This is a genomic window from Streptomyces sp. NPDC055749 (genome assembly GCF_053617235.1).
The window spans coordinates 132,827-159,462 of record NZ_JBSHFH010000005.1 but is presented as its reverse complement, the minus strand read 5'-3'; the positions used below and the strand labels follow the sequence as shown (position 1 = coordinate 159,462).

The 26,636-nt window shown below is 68.6% G+C and carries 14 protein-coding genes; 3 read left to right on the top strand and 11 right to left on the bottom strand.

Translation table 11 applies throughout. The annotated features are described in order from the left end of the window. Positions 1-267: 267 nt before the first annotated feature. Entirely contained in the window at positions 268-1,269 is a 1,002-nt protein-coding gene (locus ACWGO0_RS05775; protein ID WP_453528508.1) for a hypothetical protein, read from the top strand. Positions 1,270-1,515: 246 nt separating this feature from the next. Here the strand turns inward: ACWGO0_RS05775 and ACWGO0_RS05770 are convergent, their stop codons facing one another. After that, entirely contained in the window at positions 1,516-2,079 is a 564-nt protein-coding gene (locus tag ACWGO0_RS05770) for a TetR family transcriptional regulator (protein WP_453528505.1), read from the bottom strand. 55 nt (positions 2,080-2,134) lie between these two features. Beyond that, positions 2,135-2,602 (bottom strand): small multi-drug export protein, encoded by a 468-nt coding sequence (locus ACWGO0_RS05765; RefSeq protein WP_453528502.1) that lies wholly within the window; start codon positions 2,600-2,602, stop codon positions 2,135-2,137. A gap of 85 nt (positions 2,603-2,687) precedes the next feature. On the opposite strand from ACWGO0_RS05765, the gene ACWGO0_RS05760 reads away from it, so the two are divergent. After that, the gene (locus ACWGO0_RS05760; protein WP_453528500.1) at positions 2,688-3,080 is read left to right on the top strand and encodes a PPOX class F420-dependent oxidoreductase; all 393 of its coding nucleotides are present in this window, start codon (positions 2,688-2,690) and stop codon (positions 3,078-3,080) included. A gap of 128 nt (positions 3,081-3,208) precedes the next feature. Further along, positions 3,209-4,708: an MFS transporter gene (locus ACWGO0_RS05755; RefSeq protein ID WP_453528497.1), complete on the top strand. Its 1,500-nt coding sequence runs from the start codon at positions 3,209-3,211 to the stop codon at positions 4,706-4,708. Positions 4,709-4,800: 92 nt separating this feature from the next. Here the strand turns inward: ACWGO0_RS05755 and ACWGO0_RS05750 are convergent, their stop codons facing one another. The 9 genes from ACWGO0_RS05750 to ACWGO0_RS05710 form a co-directional block, all read right to left on the bottom strand. Then, positions 4,801-5,898, bottom strand: coding sequence for a polyprenyl synthetase family protein (locus ACWGO0_RS05750; RefSeq protein ID WP_453528494.1), 1,098 nt, complete (start codon positions 5,896-5,898; stop codon positions 4,801-4,803). Then, the gene (gene ispG, locus ACWGO0_RS05745) at positions 5,895-7,043 is read right to left on the bottom strand and encodes a flavodoxin-dependent (E)-4-hydroxy-3-methylbut-2-enyl-diphosphate synthase (RefSeq protein WP_453528725.1); all 1,149 of its coding nucleotides are present in this window, start codon (positions 7,041-7,043) and stop codon (positions 5,895-5,897) included. Before ispG ends, ACWGO0_RS05750 begins: the two co-directional genes overlap by 4 nt. A gap of 38 nt (positions 7,044-7,081) precedes the next feature. After that, the gene (locus tag ACWGO0_RS05740; protein WP_453528491.1) at positions 7,082-8,956 is read right to left on the bottom strand and encodes a 1-deoxy-D-xylulose-5-phosphate synthase; all 1,875 of its coding nucleotides are present in this window, start codon (positions 8,954-8,956) and stop codon (positions 7,082-7,084) included. After that, the gene (ispH, locus tag ACWGO0_RS05735) at positions 8,947-10,251 is read right to left on the bottom strand and encodes a 4-hydroxy-3-methylbut-2-enyl diphosphate reductase (RefSeq protein WP_453528488.1); all 1,305 of its coding nucleotides are present in this window, start codon (positions 10,249-10,251) and stop codon (positions 8,947-8,949) included. The genes ACWGO0_RS05740 and ispH overlap by 10 nt, the downstream gene beginning before the upstream one ends. A 26-nt stretch (positions 10,252-10,277) precedes the next feature. Continuing rightward, positions 10,278-11,669 (bottom strand): cytochrome P450, encoded by a 1,392-nt coding sequence (locus ACWGO0_RS05730; RefSeq protein ID WP_453528485.1) that lies wholly within the window; start codon positions 11,667-11,669, stop codon positions 10,278-10,280. 58 nt (positions 11,670-11,727) lie between these two features. Beyond that, the gene (locus tag ACWGO0_RS05725) at positions 11,728-12,804 is read right to left on the bottom strand and encodes a terpene synthase family protein (protein WP_453528482.1); all 1,077 of its coding nucleotides are present in this window, start codon (positions 12,802-12,804) and stop codon (positions 11,728-11,730) included. Between the two features lie 444 nt (positions 12,805-13,248). Beyond that, positions 13,249-14,217, bottom strand: coding sequence for a class A beta-lactamase (gene bla, locus ACWGO0_RS05720; protein ID WP_453528479.1), 969 nt, complete (start codon positions 14,215-14,217; stop codon positions 13,249-13,251). A gap of 143 nt (positions 14,218-14,360) precedes the next feature. Next, the gene (locus ACWGO0_RS05715) at positions 14,361-15,350 is read right to left on the bottom strand and encodes a 2OG-Fe(II) oxygenase family protein (protein ID WP_453528476.1); all 990 of its coding nucleotides are present in this window, start codon (positions 15,348-15,350) and stop codon (positions 14,361-14,363) included. Between the two features lie 27 nt (positions 15,351-15,377). Beyond that, complete coding sequence (locus tag ACWGO0_RS05710; RefSeq protein WP_453528473.1) at positions 15,378-26,603, bottom strand: amino acid adenylation domain-containing protein; 11,226 nt, start codon at positions 26,601-26,603, stop codon at positions 15,378-15,380. Positions 26,604-26,636: the final 33 nt, after the last annotated feature.

Here is a 26,636-nt window from a genome sequence, read left to right as displayed (position 1 = left end):
CGCAGCACGGTCTCTAGAGGGCGGAAGGCGGCAGCCGCGGGTCTCAGCGTTGCGGCCCGCCCTCGTCGACGGGTGGTCGGCGCGCACGTGTGGCCGGCGAGATCCTCGAACCCGCATCCTCGGTGCCTGATCCGATGGAGCATCTGGCGGTCGCACGAGTACAGCGCCTCGTAGTCCGACGCGCCTGCGGGAGGTTACCCGCGCAACTTTCACGTGCTGCCACCGCGGGAGGGCCCGCTGTGGGAACATGCCGCCATGTCATGGCAAATGGCCTTGGATTACATCCGAGCACTGATATGGCCGGGAGTCGTACTGACGCTCGGAACCATCTTTAGGAAGCAACTTGCTTCCCTTTTCAGCCGCGTCGAATCGCTGGAAACCCCCCTAGGCACAGTGGCCTTCGACTCTCAGGCCGCCGCAGTGGCCGACGAGACCGACGGGATCGCTACCAACATCGCGGCGGAGGTGGCTACGGCCGAGAATGAAAGGGCGAGAGAGCTCTCGCCCGACTTGGATGTTCCCGCTGAGCCAGCAGACGCTCCCCCTGCCCAAGGGCACCACAGGACGAAGAAGCCAGACGATGCCTTCTCGGACTTGCTGCAACTCGCGGAGACAGAGACAACCGCGGCCATTCTGGGTGCATGGCGTGAGGTCAATGCTGCAATCCGTAAGGCCACGGTCGAGCAAGGCCTCTTCCGGGCGCTGCCGCGCAGCCTTTCTCCTACCGACGTCCTCTCGCCCGAACTCGCCCGTTCCGCCACAGACCTGTCTGAACTACGGAACAGGGTGGTACACGAGGGCGATGTGATCCCAACAGTCAGCGGCGCCAAATCCTATGTCACCGCTGCCAGACGCATCGTGGAAGCCCTCGCCCTTGCGAGTAACCCAGCCCTCCGCCATCGCCAGTACGAAGAGCAAGCCCTCGGCGCACTCAGCGTAAACAGCGTCCACGTGCAGCGAAATAGTGGGGACCAGGGATTCGATGCCTATTGCGAGACCGAAGTCGGTGGAAGCTTCGCGGTGGAGGTGCTGTTTCGTCAAAGCAAGCTGACCATGAAGGACATTAAGAGACTGACTGAGCGCATGCCGCTACTTGCCACAGGAGTGCTCGTCTTGACCAATGCTCCGTTGTCCCAAGAAGTACGGGAGTTCAATGCGACGAGTGGAGATGGACATCCTCGCATGGAGGTTGTCCAGTGGCGGGACTCGACAGATGACGATCTCCTCGTCCGGGCCATCGCTAGGGTCGCGGGCTTGAACGGGTTGTAGTCGGGGGCCCTCTGGCAGAGAGGATCGTTGTGCGCTCCGAGTGAGTGGCGAGTGAGTTCACATCCGGTTTGGTCTCGGTTGAACGTTCTCCCAGCTCAGGCGGCCAGTCGGGGCACATAGGCGCATGCCCCCCGGAGCCGGGTGCGCAGGTTCGAATCCTGTCGGGGGCACTTCCGGATGGACCCTCTGATCAGTGGAGACACTGAACAGAGGGTCTTTTTCATGCCGTTGGACCTCGCGCGCCCCTCAGAGCAGGCGGCGCACCGCCTCGGTGATGGCGTGGCGGCGTTCTTCCGGGGTGGGGCCGGAGGTGGCGGAGGCCGGGATCGATGTGGCGTTGGTGGGGCTCCAGGCCGTTGCGATGGCCAGGACCAGGGTGAGGAGCGCCTGGGCTGAGAAGCCGGGGGCGATGCCCTTCTCGGCCTGGACCTGGGCGAGGGCCTCCAGCTTGGCGTCGCGGGTCGGGGATGCCGCGGGGTCGCGTTTGTCGCTGTCGCCTCGCTCCAGGCGGTGCCAGGTGGCGAGCCGGATGACCTCGGGGTGTTCAAGGCAGAAGTCGAACAGCCTGCCGGCGTAGCCGGGGAGGTCTTCCGGGGTGAAGGGGACCATGTTCAGGCCGTGGGCGACGTGGGCGTCGAAGACGGCGTCGAACAGCTGGTCCTTGCTGCAGAAATAGACGTAGATCAGGTTCTTGTTCGCGGAGGCCGCGGAAGCGATCCGGTCGACCCGAGCTCCGGCGATCCCGTGCGTGGCGAACTCGTCGGTGGCGGCCTGGAGGATGCGGAGCTTCGTGGCCTCTGCTCGGGACATGGGGGAATCGTAGCGGTGGACCGGCCGGGCGTGACCACCGCCGGGTGGTCCGGGCTCAGCCGAAGCCGAAGGCGTCGAAAGCGGCGTCGGACGCGACCAGCATGACGGTGCACCAGAGTGTGACGCCGACCATCAGCCAGCTGAGCAGCCGCCACCGGGGAACGCCGAGCGCCGCGCCCAGCAGTGCGGAGCCCCAGGTGCCGAAGAGGGCCGGACCGATCACGCCGAAGCCGATCGCGCCGTAGCGGTCGACCACCCGCCGTGCCCGCAGTCCCGTCTTGCCGGAGAGCCGGTCGGTCTTCGGCGGCGTCCCGTCGGTGGTGTCCTTCTTGGTCGCACGCCATTTCTGCCAGCGGGCCCGTACGCGTTCCATCGCGAACACCGCGAAGAGGAGGCAGCAGGCCGAGCCGGTCAGCACCGCCAGGAGCGCCACGGGCGCCGGCAGTGAGAGGGACAGGCCGAAGGGGACGGCCGGGGTGCCGAGGACGAAGCCGGCGAGTACGGCCCAGGCGAATCTCGCCATGCAAGGTCTCCTCATGGGGCGGGCGGACGACTGCCTGTCGACGTGTCAGCCACAGCATAATTGACTAACCGGTTACCCTGCGGCCATGACTCAATTCGGCACACAGCTGGCCCAGTTGGCGGCAAGCAAGTATCTGCTCCTCACCACCTTCCGCAAGGACGGCCGGGCCGTGCCCACCCCGGTCTGGGTGATGCTCGACGGCGACTCGCTGGCCGTGTGGAGCGCGGCGGACTCGGGCAAGGTCAAGCGGATCCGTAACAGCGGAGAGGTCACCCTCGCGCCGTGCGACTGGCGGGGCAGAGTGCGCGGGGACGCCGTGCGGGGGGTGGCGGAGCTGCCCGGCGCGGAAGGCACCCGGCACTACCTCGATCTGATGAAGCGCAAGTACGGACTGGTGGCGAGGGTGGGGCTTGCCGGCAGCCGGCTGCGGGGCGGCCAGGAGCGCAATGTGGGGATCCGGGTACGCATCGCCGAATGAGGCGGGACGACTGCGCAGCGTTATTGACTAACTGGTTACTTTCTCGACAGTGTGGACCCTGGGCCTCATCACCCTTCCAACGGTCATGAGGGCCTCCTTCCCGTTCCCCGTCACCTGGAGCCACTGTCATGCCGTCTTCCGCGGACGCGCGCACCGACCGTCCAAACGACGTACTGCCCGGCCCCGAGCCCTCTTCGCGCCGATGGTGGGCGCTGGCCGTCATCGGGCTGGCGCAGCTGATGATCATGCTGGACGCCACCATCGTGAACATCGCGCTCCCGTCGGCCCAGACCGACCTCGGGTTCTCGAACAACGACCGGCAGTGGATCGTCACCGCGTACGCGCTCACCTTCGGCAGCCTGCTGCTGCTCGGAGGCCGTATCGCGGACCTGTTCGGCCGCAAGGGCACCTTCCTGGTGGGCCTGGTCGGCTTCGCCGTCGCGTCCGTCATCGGCGGCGCCGCCGGGAACTTCGAATTCCTGGTGCTGGCACGGGCGTTGCAGGGTCTCTTCGGAGCTCTCCTCGCCCCGGCCGCGCTCTCCCTGCTGACGACGACCTTCACGGACGTCAAGGAGCGTGCCCGCGCGTTCGCCATCTTCGGTGCCATCGCGGGTGCCGGCGGCGCCCTCGGAAACCTGCTGGGCGGGGTCCTCACCGAGTACCTCGACTGGCGCTGGACCCTGTACATCAACGTGGCGCTCGCCGCTGCCGCCCTCATCGGAGGCGCGCTGCTGATCGAACGCCAGCGGCAGACCGACCGGCCCAAGCTCGACATGCCCGGAGCGGTGCTCGTCACCCTCGGACTCTTCTCCCTCGTCTACGGATTCTCCAACGCCGAGTCCAAGGGCTGGGGTTCACCGGCCACCTGGGGCTTCCTGGCCTGCGGAGCCGTCCTGCTGGGCGCGTTCACCTACTGGCAGACCAAGGCGAGCCGCCCGCTCCTGCCGTTGCGCATCCTCCTCAACCGTGACCGCGGCGCCTCGCTCATCGCGCTGCTCATCACCACGGGCGGTATGTACGCGGTGGCGCTGTTCCTCGCGTATTACATGCAGCAGACCCTCCAGTACTCCCCGATCGAGACGGGGCTCTCCTTCCTGCCGATCCCGGTCTCCCTGGTGGCGGCTTCGGGCGTCGCCACGGGTGTCCTCATGCCGCGCTTCGGCCCCAAGGTCGTCGTACCTCTCGGCATGGCCTTCCTCACGGCCGGCATGGTCTGGTTCACCGCGCTGGAGCTGGACAGCAGTTACGTCGGCGGGATCCTGCCCCCGCTCCTGGTCCTCGGCTTCGGTCTGGGTCTGATCTACGCCCCGGCCATCGACCTCGCCACCTACGGTGTCCGGGACGACGACTCGGGTGTGGCATCGGCCGCGGTCAACACCACGCAGCAGGTGGGTGGTTCGCTGGGCATCGCGGTGCTCAACACCCTCGCGGCGACCGCCGCCACCGCGTACCTCAGCGACCACAAGCCCACCCCGCTGGCCGCCGCGGAGGCCGCGCTGCACAGCTACTCCACCGCGTACTGGTGGGCAGCCGGCTTCACCGCCGTCGGCTGCGTGGTGACCTTCCTGCTCTACCGGCGCGGTGTCCCGGAGCCCGCACCGGATGCCGTGCAGAAGCTCGCCGCGTGAACCGGCGCGTGAGCGGCCGGAACTGAAACACGTCCCGGTGGCGTGGCCCTGGTAGGCCACGTCACCGGGACGTGTCGGTGAGCGGGAACCCGTCAGGAGGTTCTCAGCGTGGCGCGGGTGGTGAAGTCCTCCAGGGTCTTCTTGACCTCGTGGGGGAACGGCGCCCCGTCCAGAACCTCACGGGCCCGGTCGATCCGCGCCGTGATCATCGCCTCCACCTCGTCGACGGCCCCGGTCGCCCTGAGCAGAGCGCGTACCGTCCCGGCGCCCTCGTCGCCCAGCGCGGGATCGCCGACCAGGGAGCGCAGCGTCCTGGCCTGACGGGGATCGGCGCCGCGCAGCGCGTGGGCCATCAGCGCGGTCGCCTTGCCCTCCCGCAGATCGTCCAGCGTCGACTTCCCGGTCAGTTCGGAGTCGCCGAAGACGCCCAGCAGATCGTCGCGCAGCTGGAAGGCCTCGCCGATCGGCAGGGCGTACGCGGTCAGGACGTCCAGCAGCCGCTGGTCGGCTCCGGCGAGGCCGGCGCCGATGTGCAGCGGGCGTTCCACCGTGTACTTGGCCGTCTTGAAGCGGATGACGGTGAGCGCCGACTCGACGTCCGGCGTGGGATGCCCGGTCGAGAGCAGGTCCCGGTACTGGCCGATCATCACCTCCATGCGCATCGCGTCCAGCAGCGGCCGTGCGGCCTTCAGTTGCCGGTGGTGCAGCCCGGCCGAGTGCAGCATCTCGTCGGACCAGACCATGACGAGGTCGCCGAGCAGGATGGCGCTGTTCTCACCGAAGCGGTCGGCGGCCGACGGTTCGGTGTCTTCCGGCCTGGTGGCGGCGAGGACCCGGTGCAGGGTCGGCTGTCCGCGCCGGGTGTCGGACGCATCCATGACGTCGTCGTGGATGAGCGTGAAGGCGTGGAACAGTTCGAGGGAAGCGGCTGCCGTGAGAACGGGGCCCGGATCGCCGTAACCCCGTGCCGCGTGCCAGCCGACCATGCACAGCAGCGGCCGTATGCGTTTGCCGCCGGAGGTCAGGAAGCCGCGGACGTGCTCGATGAGGGCGACCAGGTGGGGATCGGTCGCCCATTGGGCCTTGTCGTCCAGGAATCCGTGCAGCCGCTTGTCGATCTCCTCGCGGACGGCGGCCGGTTCGAGGGTGCTGGTCGCGGGGCGCGGGCGGCTCGTCGACGTCGAAATCACAGGGTCGCCTCCTGACCGGATTCTGCTTCGATGGACTCTGCTTCGATGGATTCGCCTATGCGCATCGCCTCTTCGACGAGCGCTTCGACGATCTTGGATTCGGGAACGGTCCTGACGACCTCGCCCTTGACGAAGATCTGTCCCTTGCCGTTGCCCGAAGCGACACCGATATCGGCTTCGCGCGCCTCACCCGGTCCGTTGACCACGCACCCCATGACGGCGACCCTCAGCGGGTGCGGGAAGCCGTCGAGCGCCGCCTGGACCCTCTCGGTGAGGGCGTAGACATCGACCTGTGCGCGACCGCAGGAGGGGCAGGACACGATCTCCAGATGCCTGGGGCGCAGCCCGAGCGACTGGAGTATCTGCTGGCCGACCTTGACCTCTTCGACCGGCGGGGCGGTCAGCGAGACCCGTATGGTGTCGCCGATTCCCTCGGCCAGCAGGACACCGAACGCGACCGCCGACTTGATGCTGCCCTGCTGGAGCGGTCCCGCCTCGGTGACCCCGAGATGGAGCGGGTAGTCGCAGGAGGCTGCGAGCAGCCGGTACGCGGCGATCATGGTGACCGGGTTGTGGTGCTTGACGGAGATCTTGATGTCGCGGAAGCCGTGCTCCTCGAAGAGCGAGCACTCCCAGAGCGCGGACTCCGCGAGGGCCTGCGGGGTCGCCGCTCCGTGCCGGGCCAGGAGCCGCTTGTCGAGCGAACCCGCGTTGACGCCGATACGGATCGGGATGCCCGCGTCCGACGCGGCCCCGGCGATCTCCTTCACCTTGTCGTCGAACTGCTTGATGTTCCCGGGATTGACCCGTACCGCGGCGCAGCCCGCGTCGATCGCCGCGAACACGTACTTGGGCTGGAAGTGGATGTCCGCGATGACGGGGATGCCGGACTTGGCGGCGATGGCCGGCAGCGCGTCGGCGTCGTCCTGAGAGGGGACGGCCACCCGGACCATCTGGCAGCCCGCCGCGGTCAGTTCGGCGATCTGCTGCAGGGTGGCATTGACGTCGGAGGTCGGGGTCGTGGTCATCGACTGGACGGAGACGGGGGCGCCGCCGCCGACCGGTACGGATCCCACGTCGATACGGCGGGTGATCCGGCCGGTCACGGGCGTGGGGTCGGACGAAGGGAGGCGGGTCGGCTCCAGGCCCGGAAGGCGGAGCGTCGGTATGCCGAGATCGGTGGTCAACTGTTCCTCCAGGCAGGCTGCTGGGGCAGATCGGCTCGGGCGCGCAGGACGGACCGGACGATGCCCTGCGTGGTCAGACCGGTGCGTTCCAGCAGATCGGGGCGGGTGCTGTGGGGCAGGAACGCCCGGGGCAGGCCGAGACTGATCACCGGCGCGGGGTTCGCCGCGTCGGCACACGCCTGGGCGATGAGTGAGCCGACGCCTCCCGCGCGGTTGCCGTCCTCCACGGAGACCACGAGAGTGTGGGCCGCCGCGAGCGCGGTCACCCGCGGGTTGACCGGGACGACCCAGCGGGGGTCCACCACAGTGCAGCCGATGCCGGTGGACGACAGATACCCGGCCGCCTCGACACAGGTGGCGGCGACCGGTCCTGCCGCGATCAGCAGGACGTCCTTGGTGGCCGAGCGGAACAGCACGTCCACTCCGTCGGTGCTCTCCAGCACCGGGAGGTCGGCCCCGGCGGTCGCCTTCGGGTAGCGCAGCAGGGTCGGGCAGTCCAGGGCGACCGCTTCCCGCAGCAGCGCCCGCAGGGTGGCGGGGTCGCGGGGTACGGCGATCCGCATGCCGGGCACCTGGCTGAACGTGGACAGGTCCCACATGCCGTGGTGGCTCGCTCCGTCCGGACCCGTGATGCCGGCCCGGTCCAGTACGAAGGTGACCGGGCGGTCGTGCAGGGCCACGTCGAACAGCACCTGGTCGAAGGCGCGGTTCATGAAGGTCGAGTAGATGGCGACCACCGGGTGCAGCCCCGCCGTGGAGAGCGCCGCTGCCGAGGTGACCGCGTGCTGCTCGGCGATGCCCACGTCGAAGCAGCGGTCGGGGAAGCGGGTGGCGAAGGTGTGCAGGCCGGTGGGGCGGACCATCGCCGCCGAGAGGCACACCACCTTCTCGTTCTCGGCCCCCAGCTCCGCGATCTCCTGGTCGAACACGCTCGACCAGGTCGGCTTCGAGGCGGCCAGCGGGCGCGATGTCGCCGGGTCGACGACGCCGACGGCGTGCAGCCGGTCCGCCTCGTCGGTCTCCGCGGGCCGGTGGCCCTTGCCCTTGACCGTCACCACGTGGACGAGGGTGGGGCCGCCGGTGGCCCGGGCCGCGCGCAGCGCGTCCTGAAGCGCGTCGAGGTCGTGGCCGGGCACGGGGCCGATGCAGGTGAAGCCGAGGGACTCGAACAGCCCTCCGGGCGAAGCCTCTTCGGGGGACCGGGCCCGGCGTACCGCGAGGTGTTCGGCAAGGCCGCCGATGGTGGGGTCGTAGGAGCGGCCGTTGTCGTTCAGCACGGCGATCACGGGGCGGTGGCCGCCGCCGATGTTGTTCAGCGCCTCCCAGGACATGCCGCCGGTGAGCGCGCCGTCGCCGACCACCGCGACCGCGCAGCGGTCGCTCTCGCCCATCAGTTCGAACCCCTTGGCCAGCCCGTCCGCCCAGGAGAGCGCGGTGGAGGCGTGTGAGTTCTCGACGATGTCGTGCGGGGATTCGGCCCGGCAGGGGTAGCCGGAGAGGCAGTCCGCCTGCCGCAGTCCGTCGAACTCCGCGATGCGGCCGGTCAGCATCTTGTGGACGTACGACTGATGACCGGTGTCGAACACGATCGCGTCGCGCGGTGAGTCGAACACCCGGTGCAGGGCGATCGTCAGCTCCACCACGCCGAGATTGGGACCGAGGTGGCCCCCGGATGCGGACACCTTCTCGATCAGCGTCGCGCGGATCTCGGCGGCCAGGGCGGGCAGTCGGTGCGCCGGCAGCTTCTGCAGATCGCCGGGGGAACCGACGGCCGCGAGTACGGACTCCGCCGGTTCCCCGGCCGTCCGCGTGAGGGAGCCTGAACGTAGTTGATCCGTCTGTGCCAGTCGCTCTGTCTGTTTCAGGGGCATGATGTCCTCACGGCGCGAGGCGGGGCGAAGTAGACGTTCTCCACGGTGGTGGTGCACTCGATCACTTCGACCGGACCGAGCCCGGAGAGCACCGCGATGGTCTCGGCGACCAGATCGGGCGGTGCGGACGCGCCCGCGGTCAGGCCCACCGAGCCGACGCCCTCCAGCCATGAGAGGCGGATGTCGCGGGCGTCGTCGATCAGGTACGCGGGAACCCCCTTGCGCTGTGCCAGCTCCACCAGGCGCACGGAGTTGGACGAGTTCGGCGAACCCACGACCAGCACGAGGTCGCTGCGGGATGCGATCTCGGAGACCGCGTGCTGGCGGTTGGTGGTGGCGTAGCAGATGTCGTCCGTCGGAGCGCCCTTGGCGGCCGGGAAGCGGGACTTGAGCGCCGCGATGGTGTCAGCGGTCTCCTCGACCGCGAGCGTGGTCTGCGTGAGGTAGGCGACGCGCTCCGCGTCCGGCACCTCCAGCCGTTCCGCGTCGTCAGCGGTCTCGACGAGGACCACGTGGTCCTTCGCGTAACCCATCGTGCCCTCGACCTCTTCGTGCCCTGCGTGGCCGATCAGTACGACCGTGTCGCCCTCGGCGGCGAACCTCCGGGCCTCCATGTGCACCTTGGTCACCAGCGGACAGGTCGCGTCGACCACACGCAGGTTCTTGGCCCGGGCGTGGTCCTTGACCTGCGGCGAGACACCGTGGGCCGAGAACACCACGGTCGCGTCGTCCGGCACCTCGTCGAGCTCGTCGACGAACACCGCCCCGCGCGCCGCGAGACCGTTCACCACATGGGTGTTGTGCACGATCTGCTTGCGTACGTAGACGGGGTCGTCGGCGTCGGCGTTCTGCTCCAGCAGACGGTCGACGACATCGATGGCGCGGTCCACGCCCGCGCAGAACGAGCGCGGCGAGGCGAGGTAGACGGTCCGTGGCCCGCGTACGGCCGCCACGGAAGCCACCGCGTCGCGGGCCGCCCGGACCGCCTCGGGATCGTCCGGGTCGGCGGCGGCGGCCAGGGCCGTGCTGTCAGGTCCGTCGGCCGGGGCCACGAAGACCGTGGCGGGACCCGCACCGGACCCGGGAGCCGAGAGCGTGACGGCGCCCTGCCGCACGGTCAGGCCGGAGTCCGCCAGGACCTGGTGGAACAGGGGCGCGGCCGGGCAGGCCGTGGCGCCTTCGGCCTCTCCGTGCAGTTCGGTGACGACGGTGATCTGCCCGCGGCCCGGCAGAGGTGTGCTCACGCCGGTCCTGGCAGTGACGGGCGAACCGGTCGGCTGCGGGGAGCTGTTCATGATTCCTCCTCGTGGACGGGACCGGCTCAACGCGGAGCGGTTTCCGGGCTGCGCGCCGGTGTGCGCCGGGTGGGCACCACGGTGAGCTGGTCCGGCCGCAGACTCATGCGTACGAGCGGGCGGGTGGTCTTCGTGCCCGGTGCGCGGCTGAGCTGCCAGTGCTGGGCGATGGTGGCGACGATGACCTGCGACTCGGTGAGGGCGAAGACATCGCCGACGCACTTGCGATTGCCCGCGCCGAAGGGCAGATAGGCGGCGCGCCGGGGCGAGGAGGGCAGGGTGAGCCAGCGGTCGGGATCGAAGCTGTCCGCGGCGTCGAAGAACCGCGGGTCGCGGTTGAGGAGGTAGGGGCTGTAGGCGAGGTCGGTCCCGGCCGGGATGGGGATGCCGCCGAGTGTGGTGTCGACACTCGAGCGGCGGCTGAGCAGCCAGGCCGGCGGATACAGCCGGAGCCCCTCGGCCACGATGTTGCGGGTGAGGGTGAGCCGGGGCAGGTCCTCGGGAGAGACCGGGCGGCCTCCCAGCGTCTCGTCGAGTTCGGCGTGCAGCCTGTCCGCGATCTCGGGGTTCTCGTGCAGCAGATGGAAGATCCATGACAGCAGGACCGCGGTCGTCTCCGCCCCGCCCAGGAGAAGGGTGATGGCCTGGTCGTGGAGCTCCTGGTCGGTGAAGCGGTTGCCGTCCTCGTCGACCGCGGACATCATCGTCCGCAGCAGACCGCCGCCGTCGCCCGATGAGCGGTAGCGCTCGATGGTCTCGAAGACAACCCGGTGCAGCTGCTCCTCGGCCCGCTTGTACTTGCGGTTGGCCGGAGTGGGCATCGAGGCCAGGGTGGGCAGCGGGTTGATCATCCGGAAGAACATGCCGTCGATGACCGTGTTCAGCGCGGCGGGGAGTCCGTGGTGACCGCCCCTGCGCACCTTCGTGTCACCGGGCTCGGAGAACAGGCAGCGCAATGTCACGTCGGCGGTGAGATTGCCCATGGCGAGCACGAGGTCGAGGTTCTTCTCCTGCTGCCACTCCTCGGAGGCGAGGGCGGTCTGTTCCTGCATGATCAGGACGTATTCGGCTATCCGGGCAGGGTGGAATGCGGGCTGAATCAGCCGGCGCTGTGTGCGGTGGACCAGGCCGTCGACGGTGACGAGTCCGTCCCCGAGCACGGAGCGGACGCGATCCATGACCGGACCGCCCTTGGAGAAATCCTTCACCTTGTCCACGAGCATTTCGTGGACGATTTCCGGGTGGCACGCGATGTACATGGGGCTGGGCCCGATTTTGATCTGGACGAGATCGCCGTGCTCGGGAAGTGTGCTCAGAAAGCTGAGGGGATCGCTGCGCAGTTGCCTGGCATGTCCGAGCACGGGCAGTGCGCCGGGAGCCTCACCCTTGGCGAACGATTCGACTGGCTGGGTCGTCATGAATCCTCCTGGAATTCCTGTGCTTCCTGTGATTCCTGTGCGGCACGCAGGGCCCGTGTCATGAGCTGAGCTGGTCCCACCACCAGGCGATCTGCGGAATGGGAAGCGGTGCGGTATCGCTGTCGGAGGGAGCGTCGGCCCAGACGAGTCCGTAGCCGCCGTAGTTCTGCTCCTCGCCGGTGACCGGATCGACCGGCGCGCAGTACCGGGTGGTGAAGTCCGCCCAGATGATGTGGCCACGGATCCAGTAGCCGATGTCGTGGAGGTAGCGCCCCAGCTCCGGGCGTGAGGTTGCGGAGACCTGGTCGCGCAGCGCCAGGTAGAGGGACATGATCCGGTCGCGCATCGCCGTGACGTGGACGACCGCTTCCTCGGGACCGCAGCCCCGGTCCCGCTGCACGATGCTGATGATGTTCTGGTCGAACAGGCCCTGAAGGTTCTCCCGGTGTACGGAGATCAGGTCGTTGTCGAGCCCGACGATCAGCGATACAGCCTCGGTCGCGGCGCGCACCCGGGGGTCGATCCGCTCCTCGGCGGTCAGTTCGTAACCGCCGCCGATCGGGGTGAGGGCGGTCAGCCAGGGGCCGGCGACGTCGTTCGCCCGCATGATGAGGTAGTCGCCCATCTCGGGCAGCTCGCCGGTCGCCTGGTTCGCGCACTTCCACAGCACACCGTCGAAGTAGCTGCAGAAGCCCTGGCGCAGGTGCTCGAGCTGGTCCGCGGTCGCCTGTCCCGCTATCTGGTTCCAGAAGTCCTGGAACGCGGCGAGGTACGGCTCCCCTGCGGGGACCTCGGCCCTGGGCGAGGCGAGTATGTGCTTGAGCCGGCTGACGTGAATGGTCAGCGGCGCGGGCTGGTCCATGCCCGGGAGCACATCGAGGTCGTCGTCCCAGGCCCCGCCCCAGTACATGACGTACGTAATGATTTCGGCGCACCGCTCGAGGACGTACGGCATGCAGTACGCGGTGTACGATCCGGCTTTCATTTTGGGCAGCCAGTCCCCCTCCTTTCGGAAGCCCTGGCGGAACATCCAGTCGACGGCCCCCGCGTCGGCCTCTTCAGGCTTTTCGTATACAGCGTCGGGGAGCGGGCAGTAGAAGGGCGGAACGGATAAGGCGCGGCGAGCAGTGGTCATGACTGCGCTCTCTTCCCGGAAGAATTGTGTGGGGATTCAGGCAGGAGAATGCACCGGCCGGAATGGGCCGGGTGCAGGGTCGACCAACAGGGAAATTGACTGCCACGAACCGTGCGGAAAAATCGAACGTAGCAGCCTGGCCAGCCATTTCATCGGAGCCGTAAGAATTCGGCCATGGCCGGAGCGCCCGGGACTCTTCGCGAAAAAACCTTTGGAATTCAGCGAGTGACCCGTACAGCGTATGCCTGAACTATCCCTTTTACTGCGATAATTCGGACTATGAGGGGCCCTCAGCTGCGCATCTTTCCGGATCATGGAGCCGGAGCGCGCGCGGCGAAGGGGAGCACCCGGCTCCCCTTGTACTAACTGTTTAGTAAGTGATGTGCGTCACGATGACGAATCTCGGCCACGCGTCCTTTCGCCGGGGTCGCGGCCGGGCAGGCCCTAGGACAGCGCGCCGGCGACCACGGATGCGGCCTGTGCGATCAGCCTGTCGTCGTAGCCGGTGTCCGCTTTGTTGCTGTTCGACATGATCGCCACGACGATGGGCGCGCTGTCGGGGGGCCACACCACGGCGATGTCGTTCCGGACGCCGTAGGTGCTGCCTGCTCCCGCCCTGTTGCCGACCACCCAGTTCTTGGGCATGCCCGCCTTGATCAGGGCGGCGCCCGTCGTGCTGGAGCGGAGCCACTTCGCGAGCTGGGCGCGTTCGCCCTTGCCGAGGGTGTCTTCGAGGACGAAGGCACGCAGGTCGTCGGCGAGCGCCCGTGGTGTGCTCGTGTCCTGGGTGGCGCCCGGGGACCACTGGTTGAGCTGGGTCTCGCGGCGGTCCATCCGGGTGACGTCGTCGCCGATCTCCTCCAGGGCGGCGTCGAGGCCCGCGGGGCCGCCGAGCTGGTCGAAGAGCAGGTTGGCCGCGGTGTTGTCGCCGTGCCGTATGGCGGCGTCGCACAGCGCGCCCAGGGTCATCCCGGTGCCGACGTGCTTCGCCGTCACCTCGGAGCGCGGGACGAGATCGTCGCGGGAGTAGGTGACGACCCGGTCCATGCCGCTCAGGGAGAACTTGCGCAGGACGGCGCCGGCGGCCAGGGCCTTGAAGGTGGAGGCGTAGGCGAACCGCTCGTCGTCGTTGTACGCCACCTCGCGGCCGGTTCGTGTTTCGACGGCGTAAACACCGAGCCGGGCGTCGAACTTCTTCTCCAGGGCCGTGAACTCCCGCTTCATTTCCAGGGACTCACCGGCCAACGGCTTCGCGGCCTCGCCCGGTTCACCTGTTTCGCTCGCCGCGGTGGTCGGGGCGCTCGGCGGGGCCGATGCGTCCGTGGCGCCGCTGTGGCCGCAGGACACCGGCGTGGCGAGGGCGAGGGCGGTGAGGGCGCCGAGAACGGCGCGCCGGGCACGGGATCGCTGCATGGCCGCCATCCTTGCCCGGGGTACCGATGCGGTCAAACACCCTCATGCCCGGCCCTGTCCCGAACGGCTCTGTCCCGGACGGCACGACGGCCCGCCGGTTCACCGGCGGGCCGTCATGGAAGGTCGCGGGGCATCGCCCCCGGTCAGGTCTGGCCGTTCTTGACGATCAGTGACCGCAGACCCTGCTGGAGGTACTCGCCGTACGAGATCGCCGGGTTCGTCTCCTTGTCCTGCGCGCCCTCGGGCCAGAAGGGTTCGATCACGCTGTTGTGACCCGCGTTGAGGAAGAAGGGCAGCGACAGCCGTTCCGCGTTGACGAACTTCACGCGGTGGTTCGGGGCCGGGAAGTAGTCGTTGGTGATGTGCCCCATGTACGTACCGCAGTTCACCAGGAAGTTGTCCTGGGACGTCGGCAGGTCCTGCCAGCCGTCGACCGTCTCGACCTGGAGGTTCTGTACCTGGGTCTGGTAGAGCACGGTGATCATCGAGACGTCCAGATGGTCCTCGAAGCTCAGCTTCATACCGTCGGGGCCGGTCTTCACCGGCGGGTACTCCTCCAGGTAGGGGTAGCGGATCATCGACACGGAGGACAGCGTGTCCTCCTTCGCGAGCGCCGCGTCGAAGAAGTTCTCGGGCCTGCCGAGGGCCAGCGCGAGCCCTCGCATGATCACCGTGGAGAGCTGGAGCATCTCGGCGAAGTACCTCTCGCCGAAGTGGCGGAACCTCGGGTGGCGGTCCTCGTCCGGCCAGAGGTTCACCTCGTGCATCGGCGTCCCCGACCTGATCATCGGGTGGTCCTCGCCGAACAGCGGGTTCAGGTAGCAGAAGGACTCGACGGCCTTCTTGCCCTTGACCGCCTTGTAGTAGCCGTTGCGTACGTGCGGGTTGTCCTTGTTGTACGCGTTGATCGCCAGGTCGTGCTTCTCCTGGTCGGTCATGGTCCGGTGGAACTCGTTGACCACGTCCTGGAGCAGATTCACGTCCACTCCGTGATGGGACGCGTAGAAGAATCCGGACCCCCGGCACGCCTTGTTGATCTGCTGGGCCACGTGCTTCTTGGCATCCGCGTCAGCGCCGGACAGCGGCGATATGTCGATGGTCGGTACGTCGGACGACGGCATCAGGACCGGCATGAAACCCTCCGTTGGATTTCCGTGGACTCAGTGGACTCTGCGGACTCTGGAGATCGCCTGGAGAAGGCACTGCGAGATGCGTTCGCACATCCCGGCGACCAGGCGCTCGTTGCGTACCCACGAATGGTGGGTCTCGCCGCGGAGCGGATGGACCTCGATCGACTCGGCGGGCAGCAGAGCGTCCAGGCCGTTGTACGGCGACCGCTGGTAGTACGCGAACAGTCGGCGCTGTTCGTCGTCGCGGACGATCTCGTTGAGCTCGTCCGCCTTGAACATCAGCAGTTTTCCGGTGCGTTCGGCCAGCCGGGCCAGATCCTCCCGGCTCGGCGCGTAGTGGTAGTTGATCGGGTCGAGGATGTCCTCGACCTCGGGGAGCCCGATATCGGCCGATGCCTGGCGCACATCGAAGTACGGGTCGATGAGAAGCAGGTTGTCGATCTTCTCGCCGGCGCGGGTCAGTTGCAGCGACACCTCCAGCGAGAGGACTCCCCCGAAGCTCCAGCCGAGGAGGCTGTACGGGCCGGACGGCTGGAGTTCCCGGATGTGCGCCTGGTAGTAGCGGGCCAGGTCCTCGAACGAGGCCATGGGCGCGTGCAGATGGATGTTGTTGAAGAGCACGAGCCGGTAGCCGGGGAGCCGTTGGGCGATGTTGCTGAGGTAGCTCTCGGCGCCGCCCTCGCCGGGCGGGAAGACGAAGAGGGTGCGTTCCTCGTTCCCCGCGTTCTCCTCGTTGACGAGGATGTACGGGTCGAAGGCGTCCTCGGGCGCTGTCTGCCGGTCCGTCCGCGCGCGGCCCGTCCCGGTGCGTGCCACGGTTGCCGTGTGGGCGGTCAGCTCTTCGAGCGCCGACTTGAGCGCGCTCGCGAAGCGCCGGGTGGTGGCCTCGTCCAGCCGGCTGTCGATCACCGTCACGAGACGGCCGCCGGTGCACCGCATCGTCACGTCGACGCCGAACTGGTCCGCTCCCCTGTTCCGCTCGGAGATGTGGCTGCCGCACATCGCCGAGTCGAGCTGCCAGCCCGCCGACCGGTCCGGCGCCTGCTCCCCTTCGTCGGAGAGCCGGCCCAGGTAGTTGAAGCTGACCGCGGGCAGGGGTGCCCGCTCACCGCCGTACCGGCCGAAGAGGGCTCCGTAACCGATGCCGTGGTGCGGCACCCTGCGGAAGGCGTCCTTCGTGCCCAGGATCGAGCGGCCGAGGTCGTGCGGGTCCGCCTCTACGGCCAGCGGGTACATCGTCGTGAACCAGCCGACGGTGTCCCGGACGTCGGGCGCTCCCTCGAAGCGTTCGCGGCCGTGGCCCTCGACCGTGACGTAATTCGTCGCCCGTCCCGTGACCGACCGCAGCGCGAGACCGGTCGCGGTCAGCAGCAGGTCGTTCATGGTGGTGTCGTACGCCCAGTGGCTCTCGGTGAGCAGGGTCCGGGTCTCCGAGGCGTCGAGCGCGAACTCCTCGCGGAGCGTCTGCGCTTCGCGCGACCGTGCGGTCAGTTCGCCCGCGGGCTCCGATGCCATGCCCTGGGTGATCTCCGCCCAGAGCTGTCGCTCGTCCTCGCCGGGGACGTAACCGCGCAGCGCCCCGGCCCACTGCCGGTAGCTGCTCGTCTTCTCCTCCAGCTCACCGTCGTGGTACAGGATCTCCAGGTCCTGCGCGAGGATGTGCCAGCTGACAGTGTCGACGATCAGGTGGTGCAGGGCGAACCAGACGCGCGCCGTGCCGTCCTCGAAGCCGTGGAGGTACGCGGCACAGTGGGTCGGGCCGTCCGACAGGTCGAACCCGCTCTGCCATGCGGCGAGTTGGCTGCTGATCTCCTCGGCCCGCAGCTGTGACACGTCGAGTTCGTGCAGGACGGGGTCCGGGCTGCCGCCGTACGTCTGGGTGATGTCCTCGTCGCCGGCTCCGGTGTAGCGCAGGCTGAAGGCGTCGTGGTGTCCGACGAGCCGGGTCATGGCCTCGCGGAGTTTGGCCACGTCGAGCGGCGGGGTCTTGACGGCGAAGTTCTGGTTCCACCAGTCGCGTTCGGCCAGTGGCTTGGCGAAGAACCACTCCTGGATGGGCAGCAGCGGGCAGGCGCCGCTCAGCCTCCCCTGCTCGGGCGCTTCCCCCTCGTCCTCGTCCGCGCCCCGTACGGCTTCGGGGCCGGAGAGTACGTTGTCGACAAGTCGCCGGACGGTCGGGAAGTCGAAGATGTCCTTGACGCCGACCTTGCGTCCGGCCTCCCGCTGCACCTGGCTCGCCAGATGCAGGGCGCTGATGCTGTCCCCGCCCGAGCGGAAGAAGTCGTCGTCGATGCCGACCGGGCCGACGGGCAGCTGCGCGGACCACAGCTGGCACAGCCGTGCCTCCGTGCGGTTGCGCGGCGGGGCGTAGACCGCCCGCTTCGCGGAGAGGCCCGGCTGCGGCAGGGCCTTGGTGTCGAGCTTCCCGTTGATGGTCATCGGCAGCGGCCGGTCGAGCCGCACCAGGAGTGCCGGCACCATGCCCGGCATGAGCTGGGCCCGCAGGGCGGCGAAGATGCCGTCCTCGTCGACGCTCGCGCCGGCGTCCGCCACGTAGTAGCCGACCAGGCGCCTGCTGCCCGGGGTGCGCTCGTCGGCCGTGACGACGACGGCGCACTCGCGGACGTCCTGACACGTGGCGAGGACCGCTTCCACCTCGCCGAGTTCGATGCGCAGGCCGTTGATCTTGACCTGGTCGTCGTTGCGTCCGACGTACTGGATCTCGCCGTCCCGGGTACGCCTGACGAGGTCGCCGGTGCGGTAGATGACCGGACACCGGCCGTCCTCGCGTTCGGCGTCGCTGCGGAACGGGTTCGGCAGGAAGCGCTCGTCCGTCAGCTCCGGCCTGTTCAGATACCCGTGCGTGACGCACTCCCCCGCGACGTACAGCTCCCCGACCGCGCCGGGCGGCAGCAGTTCCATCGCCTCGCCGAGCACGTAGAGCCGAGTGTTCCCGAGTGGCCTGCCGAAGGTGTTGCGGTAGCTCTCGCCCGGCTCGAAACGCCGGTTCGTGTTGTAGACCGCAGTCTCCGTGGTCCCGTAGGCGTTGACGACCGGCCCCGCGTACTCGCGCCGGATCTTCTCGAAGTGGCTCTCGTGGAACGCCTCCCCCGCGACCAGGACGCAGCTCAGCCGCGTCAGACGCGCGAGGTCGAACTGCTGGATCTGCGTCGGCGTACCGCTCAGATACGTCAGTCCGGCGCGGTTCGCGTACGCGTAGAAGCCGTCGTCGTGGGCGGGCGATGGCGGCGGGACGATGAGCTTGTGACCGGCCAGGACGGAGAGCGCGAGCTGCTCGACGGAGAAGTCGAAGACGTAGTTCGCGAGGAACAGGACGCCGTGGCGCGAATCGGCGTCGGGGGCCGCTTCGGGAGCCGGGAAGTAGCGCCCGTTCAGCTGCTCACGGAAGCTGTCCACGGCGCGGTGCGGGACGAGGACGGCCTTTGGCTTCCCGGTGGTCCCCGAGGTGTAGATCGCGTACGCGACATCCTCGGCGGTCACCGGCGTGACCGGGTTCTCGGCGGACCGGTAGCCCATCGGCAGCCGGTCGATGTCCACCACCTGCGTACCCGCAGCGGCGGGCAGGGAGCGCAGCCGCTCGCCGTGGGCCTCGTTGCAGACGACCAGCCGGGCGCCGGTGTCCTGGAGCATGAACGCGATCCGGTCGTCGGGATAGCCCGGGTCGATCGGGACGTACGCCGCCCCTGCCTTCCACACCGCGAGGATCGCCGTGATCGTCGCCTCGCTCTTGTCGAGCACCAGGCCGACCAGATCGTTCGGCCTGAGCTCGACGACCGAGCGCAGGTAGTGGGCCAGCCGGTTCGCCCGCTCGTTGAGCCGGCGGTAGGTCAGCGTCGTATCGCCGCACACGACCGCGTCCTCGTCGGGCCGGGCCGCAGCCATCTCCTCGAACACCGCGTGGAGTGTCCGGGCGGGGAGTGCCTGCGCGGTGCTCTCGCCGTCCGCCAGCAGGGCGGCCTGCTCCGTCTCGCCGATGCGGGTGACGTCGGCCAGCCGGGCGCGGCCACCGAGGGAGGACAGCCGGGCGAACTCCGCCAGGATCTGCTGGAAGGTGGTGATGAAACCGGCGGCGCTCGCGTCGTCGAAGAGCGAGGCGGCGTAGGTCAGGTTCCCCGCGAGGCCCCCGCCCCCGGTCTCGGTGAGGGTGGCCGACAGGTCGAACTTGGTGGCCGTCCAGCCGCCGCCGTCCGGTGTGTACGCGACCGGTGCCAGGTGCTCGTCCGCCGCCGGGGAGCCGTCGGCACGGTCAGTGACGTTCTGGAGGGTGAAGTTGATCTGGAGGACCGGGTGGCGGCTGGGGTCCTTCTCGGGGTCGAGCTCCTTGACCAGTTGCTCGAACGGCAGCTCGCCGTGCACCTGCGCCGCGACGACGTTCCCGCCGACCGCGTGGACGTAGTCCGTGAGCGTCGCCTCCGGGTCGATCCGGACGCGCAGGGCGAGGAGGTTGGCGAAGAAGCCGACCGTACGGTCGAACTCGGGGCGCCCCCGGTTGGCCGAGGGGGTTCCCACGACGAAGTCGTGCTGTCCGGTGTACGTGTGGAGCATGAGGCCCCAGGCGCCGAGCAGCACGCTGTACAGGCTCACCCTCGCCGACTGGGCCAGGGCCTTCAGCGCCTCGGTGGTCGGCTCGTCGAGGGCGAATTCGATCTCCCGGCCGCGGTAGTCGAAGCGGGGCGGGCGCGGCCTGTCCAGCGGCATCCTGGTCGTCTCGAAGCCGGCCAGCGCCTCCGTCCAGAACGAGGTCAGCTCCGAGAGCCGCCGGCCGCTCAGATACTGGCGCTGCCATACGGCGAAGTCCGCGTACGTCCCGCGGATCGTGCCGAGTTCCGTGCCGGGCACACCCCGCAGGAGGGCCGTCAACTCACGGCGGAAGGTGTTCCAGGACCAGCCGTCGAAGCAGCTGTGGTGCAGGACGAGGCTCAGATACACCCCGCCGGGGTCCGTGGCGAGCTCGAACAGGTCGGCCCTGAGCGGCAGTTCCTCGTCCAGACGGAACACGTACCCCTGGGTCCCGACCAGGCGCTCGTCGAGTTCCGTGGTGCTGCCGACCGAGTGCAGGGCCGGGTGGAAGAGAGCCGACGCCTCGTCCTCCGGCAGTGCGTACTGCCGCCTGACTCCTTCTCCATCCGTCCTGAGCAGAGTCCGCAGGGCGGGGTGGCGGCGCAGCAGCGTGCGCAGCGCCTGGCCGATCGTCTCAGGCGAGACACCGTCGTCCGTGGCGATCCGCAGGACGAAGGGGATGTTGTACGCGGCGGTGCCGCCCTCGAACTCGTCGATGAACAGCAGTCGTTCCTGCGCGAGCGACACCAGGGGTTCGCCCGCCCCTTCGGCGGCGCGCCCGGCGGCCGGTTCGAAGGTCTCGTCGTCGGCCTGTGCGGCCATCTCCTGGATGTGGGCCGCCTGCGCCCCGAGCGTCGTGTGCTGGAGCACGGTGGCGACCCCGAGGCCGCGGCCGAAGCTGGTGGTGATGGCCTGGGCGAGCGCCATGGCGCGGATGCTGTCGCCGCCGAGTGCGAAGAAGTCCTCGTGCACCCCGATGCGGTCGGGGGCGACGCCGAGCACCGTGGACCAGATGCCGATGAGCTTGGTCTCGATGTCGTTGGAGGGGGCGACGTACTCGGTGCTGTCACCGGGTCCGAAGTCCGTCTCCGGGAGCCTCTTGGTGTCCAGTTTGCCGCTGGGGGTCACCGGGATGTCCGTGATCCGCAGGACGCGGGCGGGGACGATGGCCTCGGGCAGCTTCGCCCGCATCCACTGCTTCACGTCCTGCTCGTCGAGCTCGCGGTCGCAGACGTAGAAGCCGACGAGGTACTTCTGCGCGGTGGCGGAGGCCGACGCCCCGTGCTCCCGGGCGATCACCAGGGACCGGGTCACTCCCTCGTACGAGGACAGGGCGGCCTCGACCTCGCCGAGCTCGACGCGCTGTCCGCGGATCTTGACCTGGAGGTCGGTGCGGCCCAGGCACTCCAGCTCACCGTTGGGCAGCCACCGGGCGAGGTCGCCCGTCTTGTAGACGAGGGCGTTGGTGCCCGCGGCCTTCTCCTCGGGGGTCCGGAACGGGTTGTCCACGAACCGGTCGGCCGTCAGTTCGTCACGGTTGAGGTATCCGCGGGTGACCCCGATGCCGCCGATGTAGAGCTCGCCCATGCCGCCGACCGGGACCCGCTGCATCGACTTGTTGAGCACGTAGCAGGCGGTGTTCGCGACCGGGTGCCCGATGCTCTTGGTGGCGCGCCGCTCCCCCACCTCGTACAGCCGCTTGTGGCTCGTGATGGAGATCTCGGTCGGGCCGTAGCCGTTGATGATCGTCTTCCCGAACGTCCCGCGGATCTTGTCGAACACCGGCTCGGTGAAGTCCTCACCGATCGCGTCGATACGGGTCAGGGAGGTCGTCGTGGCGTAGTCGTACAGCGAGAGCACCGAGGGTGTGCCGGAGAGGTAGGTGACCTGCTCGTCGTTGATGTACGCGTACAGCCGCTCGGTGTCCGTGCGCATGCTGTCGTCGAGTACGACCAGCTTCTGCCCGTTGAGCAGCGCGTCCGTCATCTGCTCGACGAAGTGGTCGAAGACGTAGTTGGAGAACGAGAGGAGTGCCTCGTCCCCCTTCTCCTTCGCCAGACCGAACAGCCCGGCCACGGAGACCTGGAGGTTGACGACACCGCGGTGCTCGACGAGTACGGCCTTCGGCTTGCCTGTGGTGCCCGAGGTGTAGATCGCGTACGCCAGGTCGGTGCTGGTCACCTCGGTGGCCGGCTTGTGGGCAGGCAGGCCGTCGAGCGGCAGTCGCTCGATGTCCAGGACGCTCAGCCCGGCGCCGGCGGTCACGGTGCGCAGCCGCTCGCCGTGGATCTCGTTGGTCACCACGACGCGGGCCGCGGTGTCCTGGAGCATGAACGCGATCCGGTCGTCGGGGTAGCCCGGGTCGATCGGGACGTACGCAGCCCCGGTCTTCCACACCGCGAGGATCGCAGTGATCATCAGTTCGCTCTTGTCGACCACCAGCCCGACCAGATCGTTCGGCCTGAGCTCGACGACCGAGCGCAGATGGTGGGCCAGCCGGTTCGCCCGTTCGTCCAGCTCCAGGTAGGTCAGCCGGCGGTCGCGGTAGACGACCGCGTCCTCGTCGGGCCAGGCCGCCGCCATCTCCTCGAAGACCCCGTGGAGGGTCTGTCCGGCGGGGAAGGCGGTCTCGGTGCGGTTCCATGCGTCGAAGCGCTCGATCATGCCCGGTGAGACCAGTTCGAGGCTGTTCACGGGCTGCGCGACATCGGCCGCGACCTGCCGGAACAGGGTGTCCGTGGCCTCGAGGAGCGTATCGATGGTGGAGTCGTCGAACAGCTCGCCCGCGTACCAGAGGGTGACCGTCAGCTCGTCGTCCTCCTCGCGTGCCACGACGGCCAGCGGGTAGTCGACCTTGTCGGCGTCGTACCCCTTCTCGAAGCGGAGGAGTTCGTCGTGCTCCTCGGCCTCCTCGAGGAGCCGCGGGTAGTTCTCCAGCACGAGCAGTGTGTCGAAGAGCCTGCGCTTCATTCCGCCGGTCTGGAGGCGGCCCAGCTCCACCGTGCTCTTGCTGTTCATGGTGTTCACGGCGGCCTGGATGTCGCTGATCGCGGCGCCGACGGTCCTGCCCGCCTGCTCGTCGTGGTCGACGATCAGCGGCAGTGTGTTGATGAACAGGCCGACGGAGTCCTCGATGGCGTCGACGTGCAGATTGCGCCCGGAGACGATCGTGCCGACCACCGTGGTGTTCCCGCCGCCGATGGCGTACAGCACCTTGTGCCAGACGAACTGGAGCACCGAGTGCAGGGTGACGGAGTTCGCCGCGCACCGCGCCTTGAGCGCGGCGGTCAGGTCGGCGCCGAGTCCCAGCTTCTTCGTCCGGTGCTCACGGATGTGGTCGTAGTCGCTGAGCGCGACCTGGTAGCGGATCTCCTCCTTGAGCAGTCCGCCGAAGTCTCCGCGCTCGTCGATGCGCTCGATCTGCCGGACCCAGTAGTCGACGTGGTCGTCCCGGTGCGCTTCCCAGTGCCGCTGCGCCGCCACGTACGCGTGGTCCACCACGGCCGGTTCGGTCCCGGCGCCCCGGATCAGGCGGAGGTAGGTGCGGTGTACGTCGTCGTGGAGTACGGGCAGGCTCCAGCCGTCCATGACGAGGTGGTGGCAGCTGAAGATCAGCGAGTACAGGTCCTCGCGCTGCTTCACCAGGTAGACGCGGAACAGCCGCCCGGCGGCCGGTTCGTACGGCTCGGTCCGGTCCCGTTCCTGGAGTTCCCTGATACGGGCGTCCTGCTCACCGGGGTCCGCGATCCCGCTCAGGTCGACGAAGCGCCAGTCGAAGGGCTTGTCGTCGTGCTCGATGATCTGGAGCGGTTCCTCGGCCCACTCGAAGCGCAGCCGCAGCGCGGGGTACTTCCGCTGGGCGTCCTGCCACGCTTCCTTCATCTGCTCGGGCCGGATGCGGCACCGGTAGCGGTGCACCGACTGCATGACGTAGGCGTCGTCGCCGTTGCGGCTCTTCAGCGCGTGGTAGAGCAGGCCCTGCTGGAGGCCGTTGGCGCGCAGCCGCAGGGATTCGCCCTCGCTCAGGGACTCCTCGACGGCCCCCGGTGCTTCCGGTCGCGGTCCCTGCTCCAGCTGCCGGTCCAGGTGCCGGGCCAGTTCGCCGAGCGTCCTGAGCGTGAAGACGTCCTCGACACCGACGAAGACGCCCAGTTGTCTGCGGACCTGTGCGATGAGCAGGATGCAGGAGATGCTCTGGCCGCCGAGCCGGAAGAAGTCGTCGCCGTCTCCGATCCGGGCCGCTGGCACGCCCAGTACGGTGCTCCAGATCTCGCGGAGCTCGTCTGCGACGCCGCCCGCCGGGTCCGCCGTGCGGCCGGCGGCAGCCGGTGCCGTGCCGGGCCTGGCGAAGTCCACTTCGGGCAGGGCTCGCCAGTCAACCTTGCCGTTGATGTTGACCGGGATGCTGTCGAGGCGGACCATCCGGGCCGGGACCATGATCCGGATCAGCCGCTGTTCGAGGAAGGCCAGCAGCTCGTCCTCGGTGACCTCGGCCGACGGTTCGGTGAGGTAGTACCCGGCCAGATAGCGGTCGCTGGGCCCGCCGGCCCCTTCGCGGGCCACGACGACACACTTGCGTACACCGGGGAACTCGGTCGCCTGTGCCTCGATCTCGCCGGGCTCGACACGGACGCCGTTCAGCTTCAGCTGGAAGTCGCTGCGCCCCATGAACTCGACCTCGCCCGAGGGCAGGAGCCGCGCGAGGTCGCCGGTCCGGTAGATGCGGGCGTTCTGTCCGTCCGCCACCTCCCGCTCGGACCGGAACGGGTTCGCCGTGAACCGCTCGGCGGTCAGGTCGTCCCGGTTGAGATAGCCGGGGGCCACTCCGCGTCCGCCGATGTACAGCTCGCCGATCGCGCCGATCGGCAGCTGCTTCAGGTTCTGGCTCAGCACGTACCACTTCACGTTGCGGACCGGGCGGCCGATGCTGCGGTCCTTGCGCTCCGTGACCCCGGGTGCGAACTCCTTCACGGCGGTGACGAAGGCGGCCTCGGTGAAGGCGTACTCGTTGATGATGCGGCCGGAGAAGTTCTCGCGGAGCCGGCGGAGGCCGGCCGCGGTCAGTTCCTCGCCGACCAGCAGGATCTTCTTGAGACTCGGACATCGGCGCAGGTCGAAGTACTGGATCACCGAGCCCGTGGCGTTGAGGTACGTGATCCCGTTCTCCGCCAGGAACACGGGGAAGCGGTCCGGGTCCAGCCTGACGCGCTCCGGGACGATCACCAGGGTCTGCGAGTTGATGAGCGCGATCAGGGTCTGGCGCAGATGCGGTTCGAAGACGTACGAGGCGAAGAGCGCGACCCGTTCCTCGCCGGGCCGGAGCATGTCGTAGCGCTCGGAGAGGTCCGTGATGCTGTTCACGACGCTGTCGTGGTACTTGGGCACGCCCTTCGGTACACCGGTCGTGCCGGAGGTGTACGTCAGATAGGCGAGGTCCCCGCTGCCCAGGGGGAGTCGCGGGTTCTCCAGGACGGCGCTCCCGGCCCCTGCCTGCTCGGCCAGTACGGTCTCGATCTCGATGACGCGCACCTCGGCGTGCTCGGCGCCGAGCATCTCCCGGAGCCGTGCGGCGTGCCGCTGGTTGGTGACGATTCCGGAGAGACCCGTGTCGCGTACGGCGAACCTGACGCGCTCCGCCGGGTAGCCGGGGTCGATCGGGACGTAGGCCGCGCCGGACTTCCAGATGCCCAGGGTGGCGACGACGCCCAGGTCGCTCTTGTCGAGGTAGAGCCCGACCAGTTCCTCCGGGCGGACCCCGGCACCAGGTCCCAGCAGCCAGTGCGCGAACTGGTTGGCCCGCTCGTCGACCTGGCGGTACGTCAGCCGGGTGTCGCCGAAGACGACGGCCTCGCGGTCCGGGGACCGCAGGACCGCGTCCTCGAAGAGGTGGTTGAGCCGCTTGCCCTGCGGGAAGTCGCCGTCGGTGGCATTCCACCCGCGGATCCGCTCCCGCTGCTCCCGCGACACCAGCTCGATATCGGCGACGAGCAGGCCGGGGCGGCCGAGGAACTGGCCGAGCACCTCGCGTACGACTTCGAGCACACCGGCGATCGTCCGGTCCTCGAAGAGCTCTCCCTCGTACGCGATCGTCCAGCTCAGCGATCCACCGGTGTCCCGGACGACCATGGTGAGCGGGGACGAGGGCAGTTCGGCGAGGGGCACCTCGTGGTCGGTGAGCATGAGCAGCGCGTCGAAGAGCCCGCGCTGGAGCAGTTCGTCCGGGCGCGCGTACGCGTCGTCGTGGCGCAGCGCCTCGGCGATTTCCCGCACGGCGGCGAGACAGGTGAGTCCCGCCTGGGCCTCGTGGTCGACCATGACGGGAAGAATGCGGGAGTGTTGCGGATTCCTTGCCGCGGTGGCGTCGACGAATCCGGCGACCGTCCGGTTCCCGTGGCCGTAGGCGCGCATCACGCTGTGCAGAGTGACGAGCGCGAACGCACCGGCCGACACTCCGTCGTCGTCGGCCAGCGCGTTCTTCAAATTGGTGTAGTCCTGTCCGCCGATGGACAGTTCCCGGAATTCCGTCGCGCGAATACCGGGGTCGTCGTCCCGTACCGCGATCCTGTTGCGCCACTCGTCCTTGAGCAGCATCTCCAGATCGCAGCGCTCGCCCGATACTTCATCGATGCGAGCGGACCACTCCGCGGCGGTCGTCGGGAACCGTGCTGACGTCATGGGTGGGATCTCCGTCTTTTGTCGTTGCGGCAG

What these genes read in the sequence shown, in the direction of transcription:
- ACWGO0_RS05730 (WP_453528485.1), bottom strand. Translation starts at nt 11,669, where the DNA reads ATGACGACCCAGCCAGTCGAATCGTTCGCCAAGGGTGAGGCTCCCGGC.
- ACWGO0_RS05765 (WP_453528502.1), bottom strand. Translation starts at nt 2,602, where the DNA reads ATGGCGAGATTCGCCTGGGCCGTACTCGCCGGCTTCGTCCTCGGCACC.
- ACWGO0_RS05710 (WP_453528473.1), bottom strand. Translation starts at nt 26,603, where the DNA reads ATGACGTCAGCACGGTTCCCGACGACCGCCGCGGAGTGGTCCGCTCGC.
- ACWGO0_RS05725 (WP_453528482.1), bottom strand. Translation starts at nt 12,804, where the DNA reads ATGACCACTGCTCGCCGCGCCTTATCCGTTCCGCCCTTCTACTGCCCG.
- ACWGO0_RS05755 (WP_453528497.1), top strand. Translation starts at nt 3,209, where the DNA reads ATGCCGTCTTCCGCGGACGCGCGCACCGACCGTCCAAACGACGTACTG.
- ACWGO0_RS05760 (WP_453528500.1), top strand. Translation starts at nt 2,688, where the DNA reads ATGACTCAATTCGGCACACAGCTGGCCCAGTTGGCGGCAAGCAAGTAT.
- bla (WP_453528479.1), bottom strand. Translation starts at nt 14,217, where the DNA reads ATGCAGCGATCCCGTGCCCGGCGCGCCGTTCTCGGCGCCCTCACCGCC.
- ACWGO0_RS05770 (WP_453528505.1), bottom strand. Translation starts at nt 2,079, where the DNA reads ATGTCCCGAGCAGAGGCCACGAAGCTCCGCATCCTCCAGGCCGCCACC.
- ispH (WP_453528488.1), bottom strand. Translation starts at nt 10,251, where the DNA reads ATGAACAGCTCCCCGCAGCCGACCGGTTCGCCCGTCACTGCCAGGACC.
- ACWGO0_RS05740 (WP_453528491.1), bottom strand. Translation starts at nt 8,956, where the DNA reads ATGCCCCTGAAACAGACAGAGCGACTGGCACAGACGGATCAACTACGT.
- ACWGO0_RS05715 (WP_453528476.1), bottom strand. Translation starts at nt 15,350, where the DNA reads ATGCCGGTCCTGATGCCGTCGTCCGACGTACCGACCATCGACATATCG.
- ACWGO0_RS05775 (WP_453528508.1), top strand. Translation starts at nt 268, where the DNA reads ATGGCCTTGGATTACATCCGAGCACTGATATGGCCGGGAGTCGTACTG.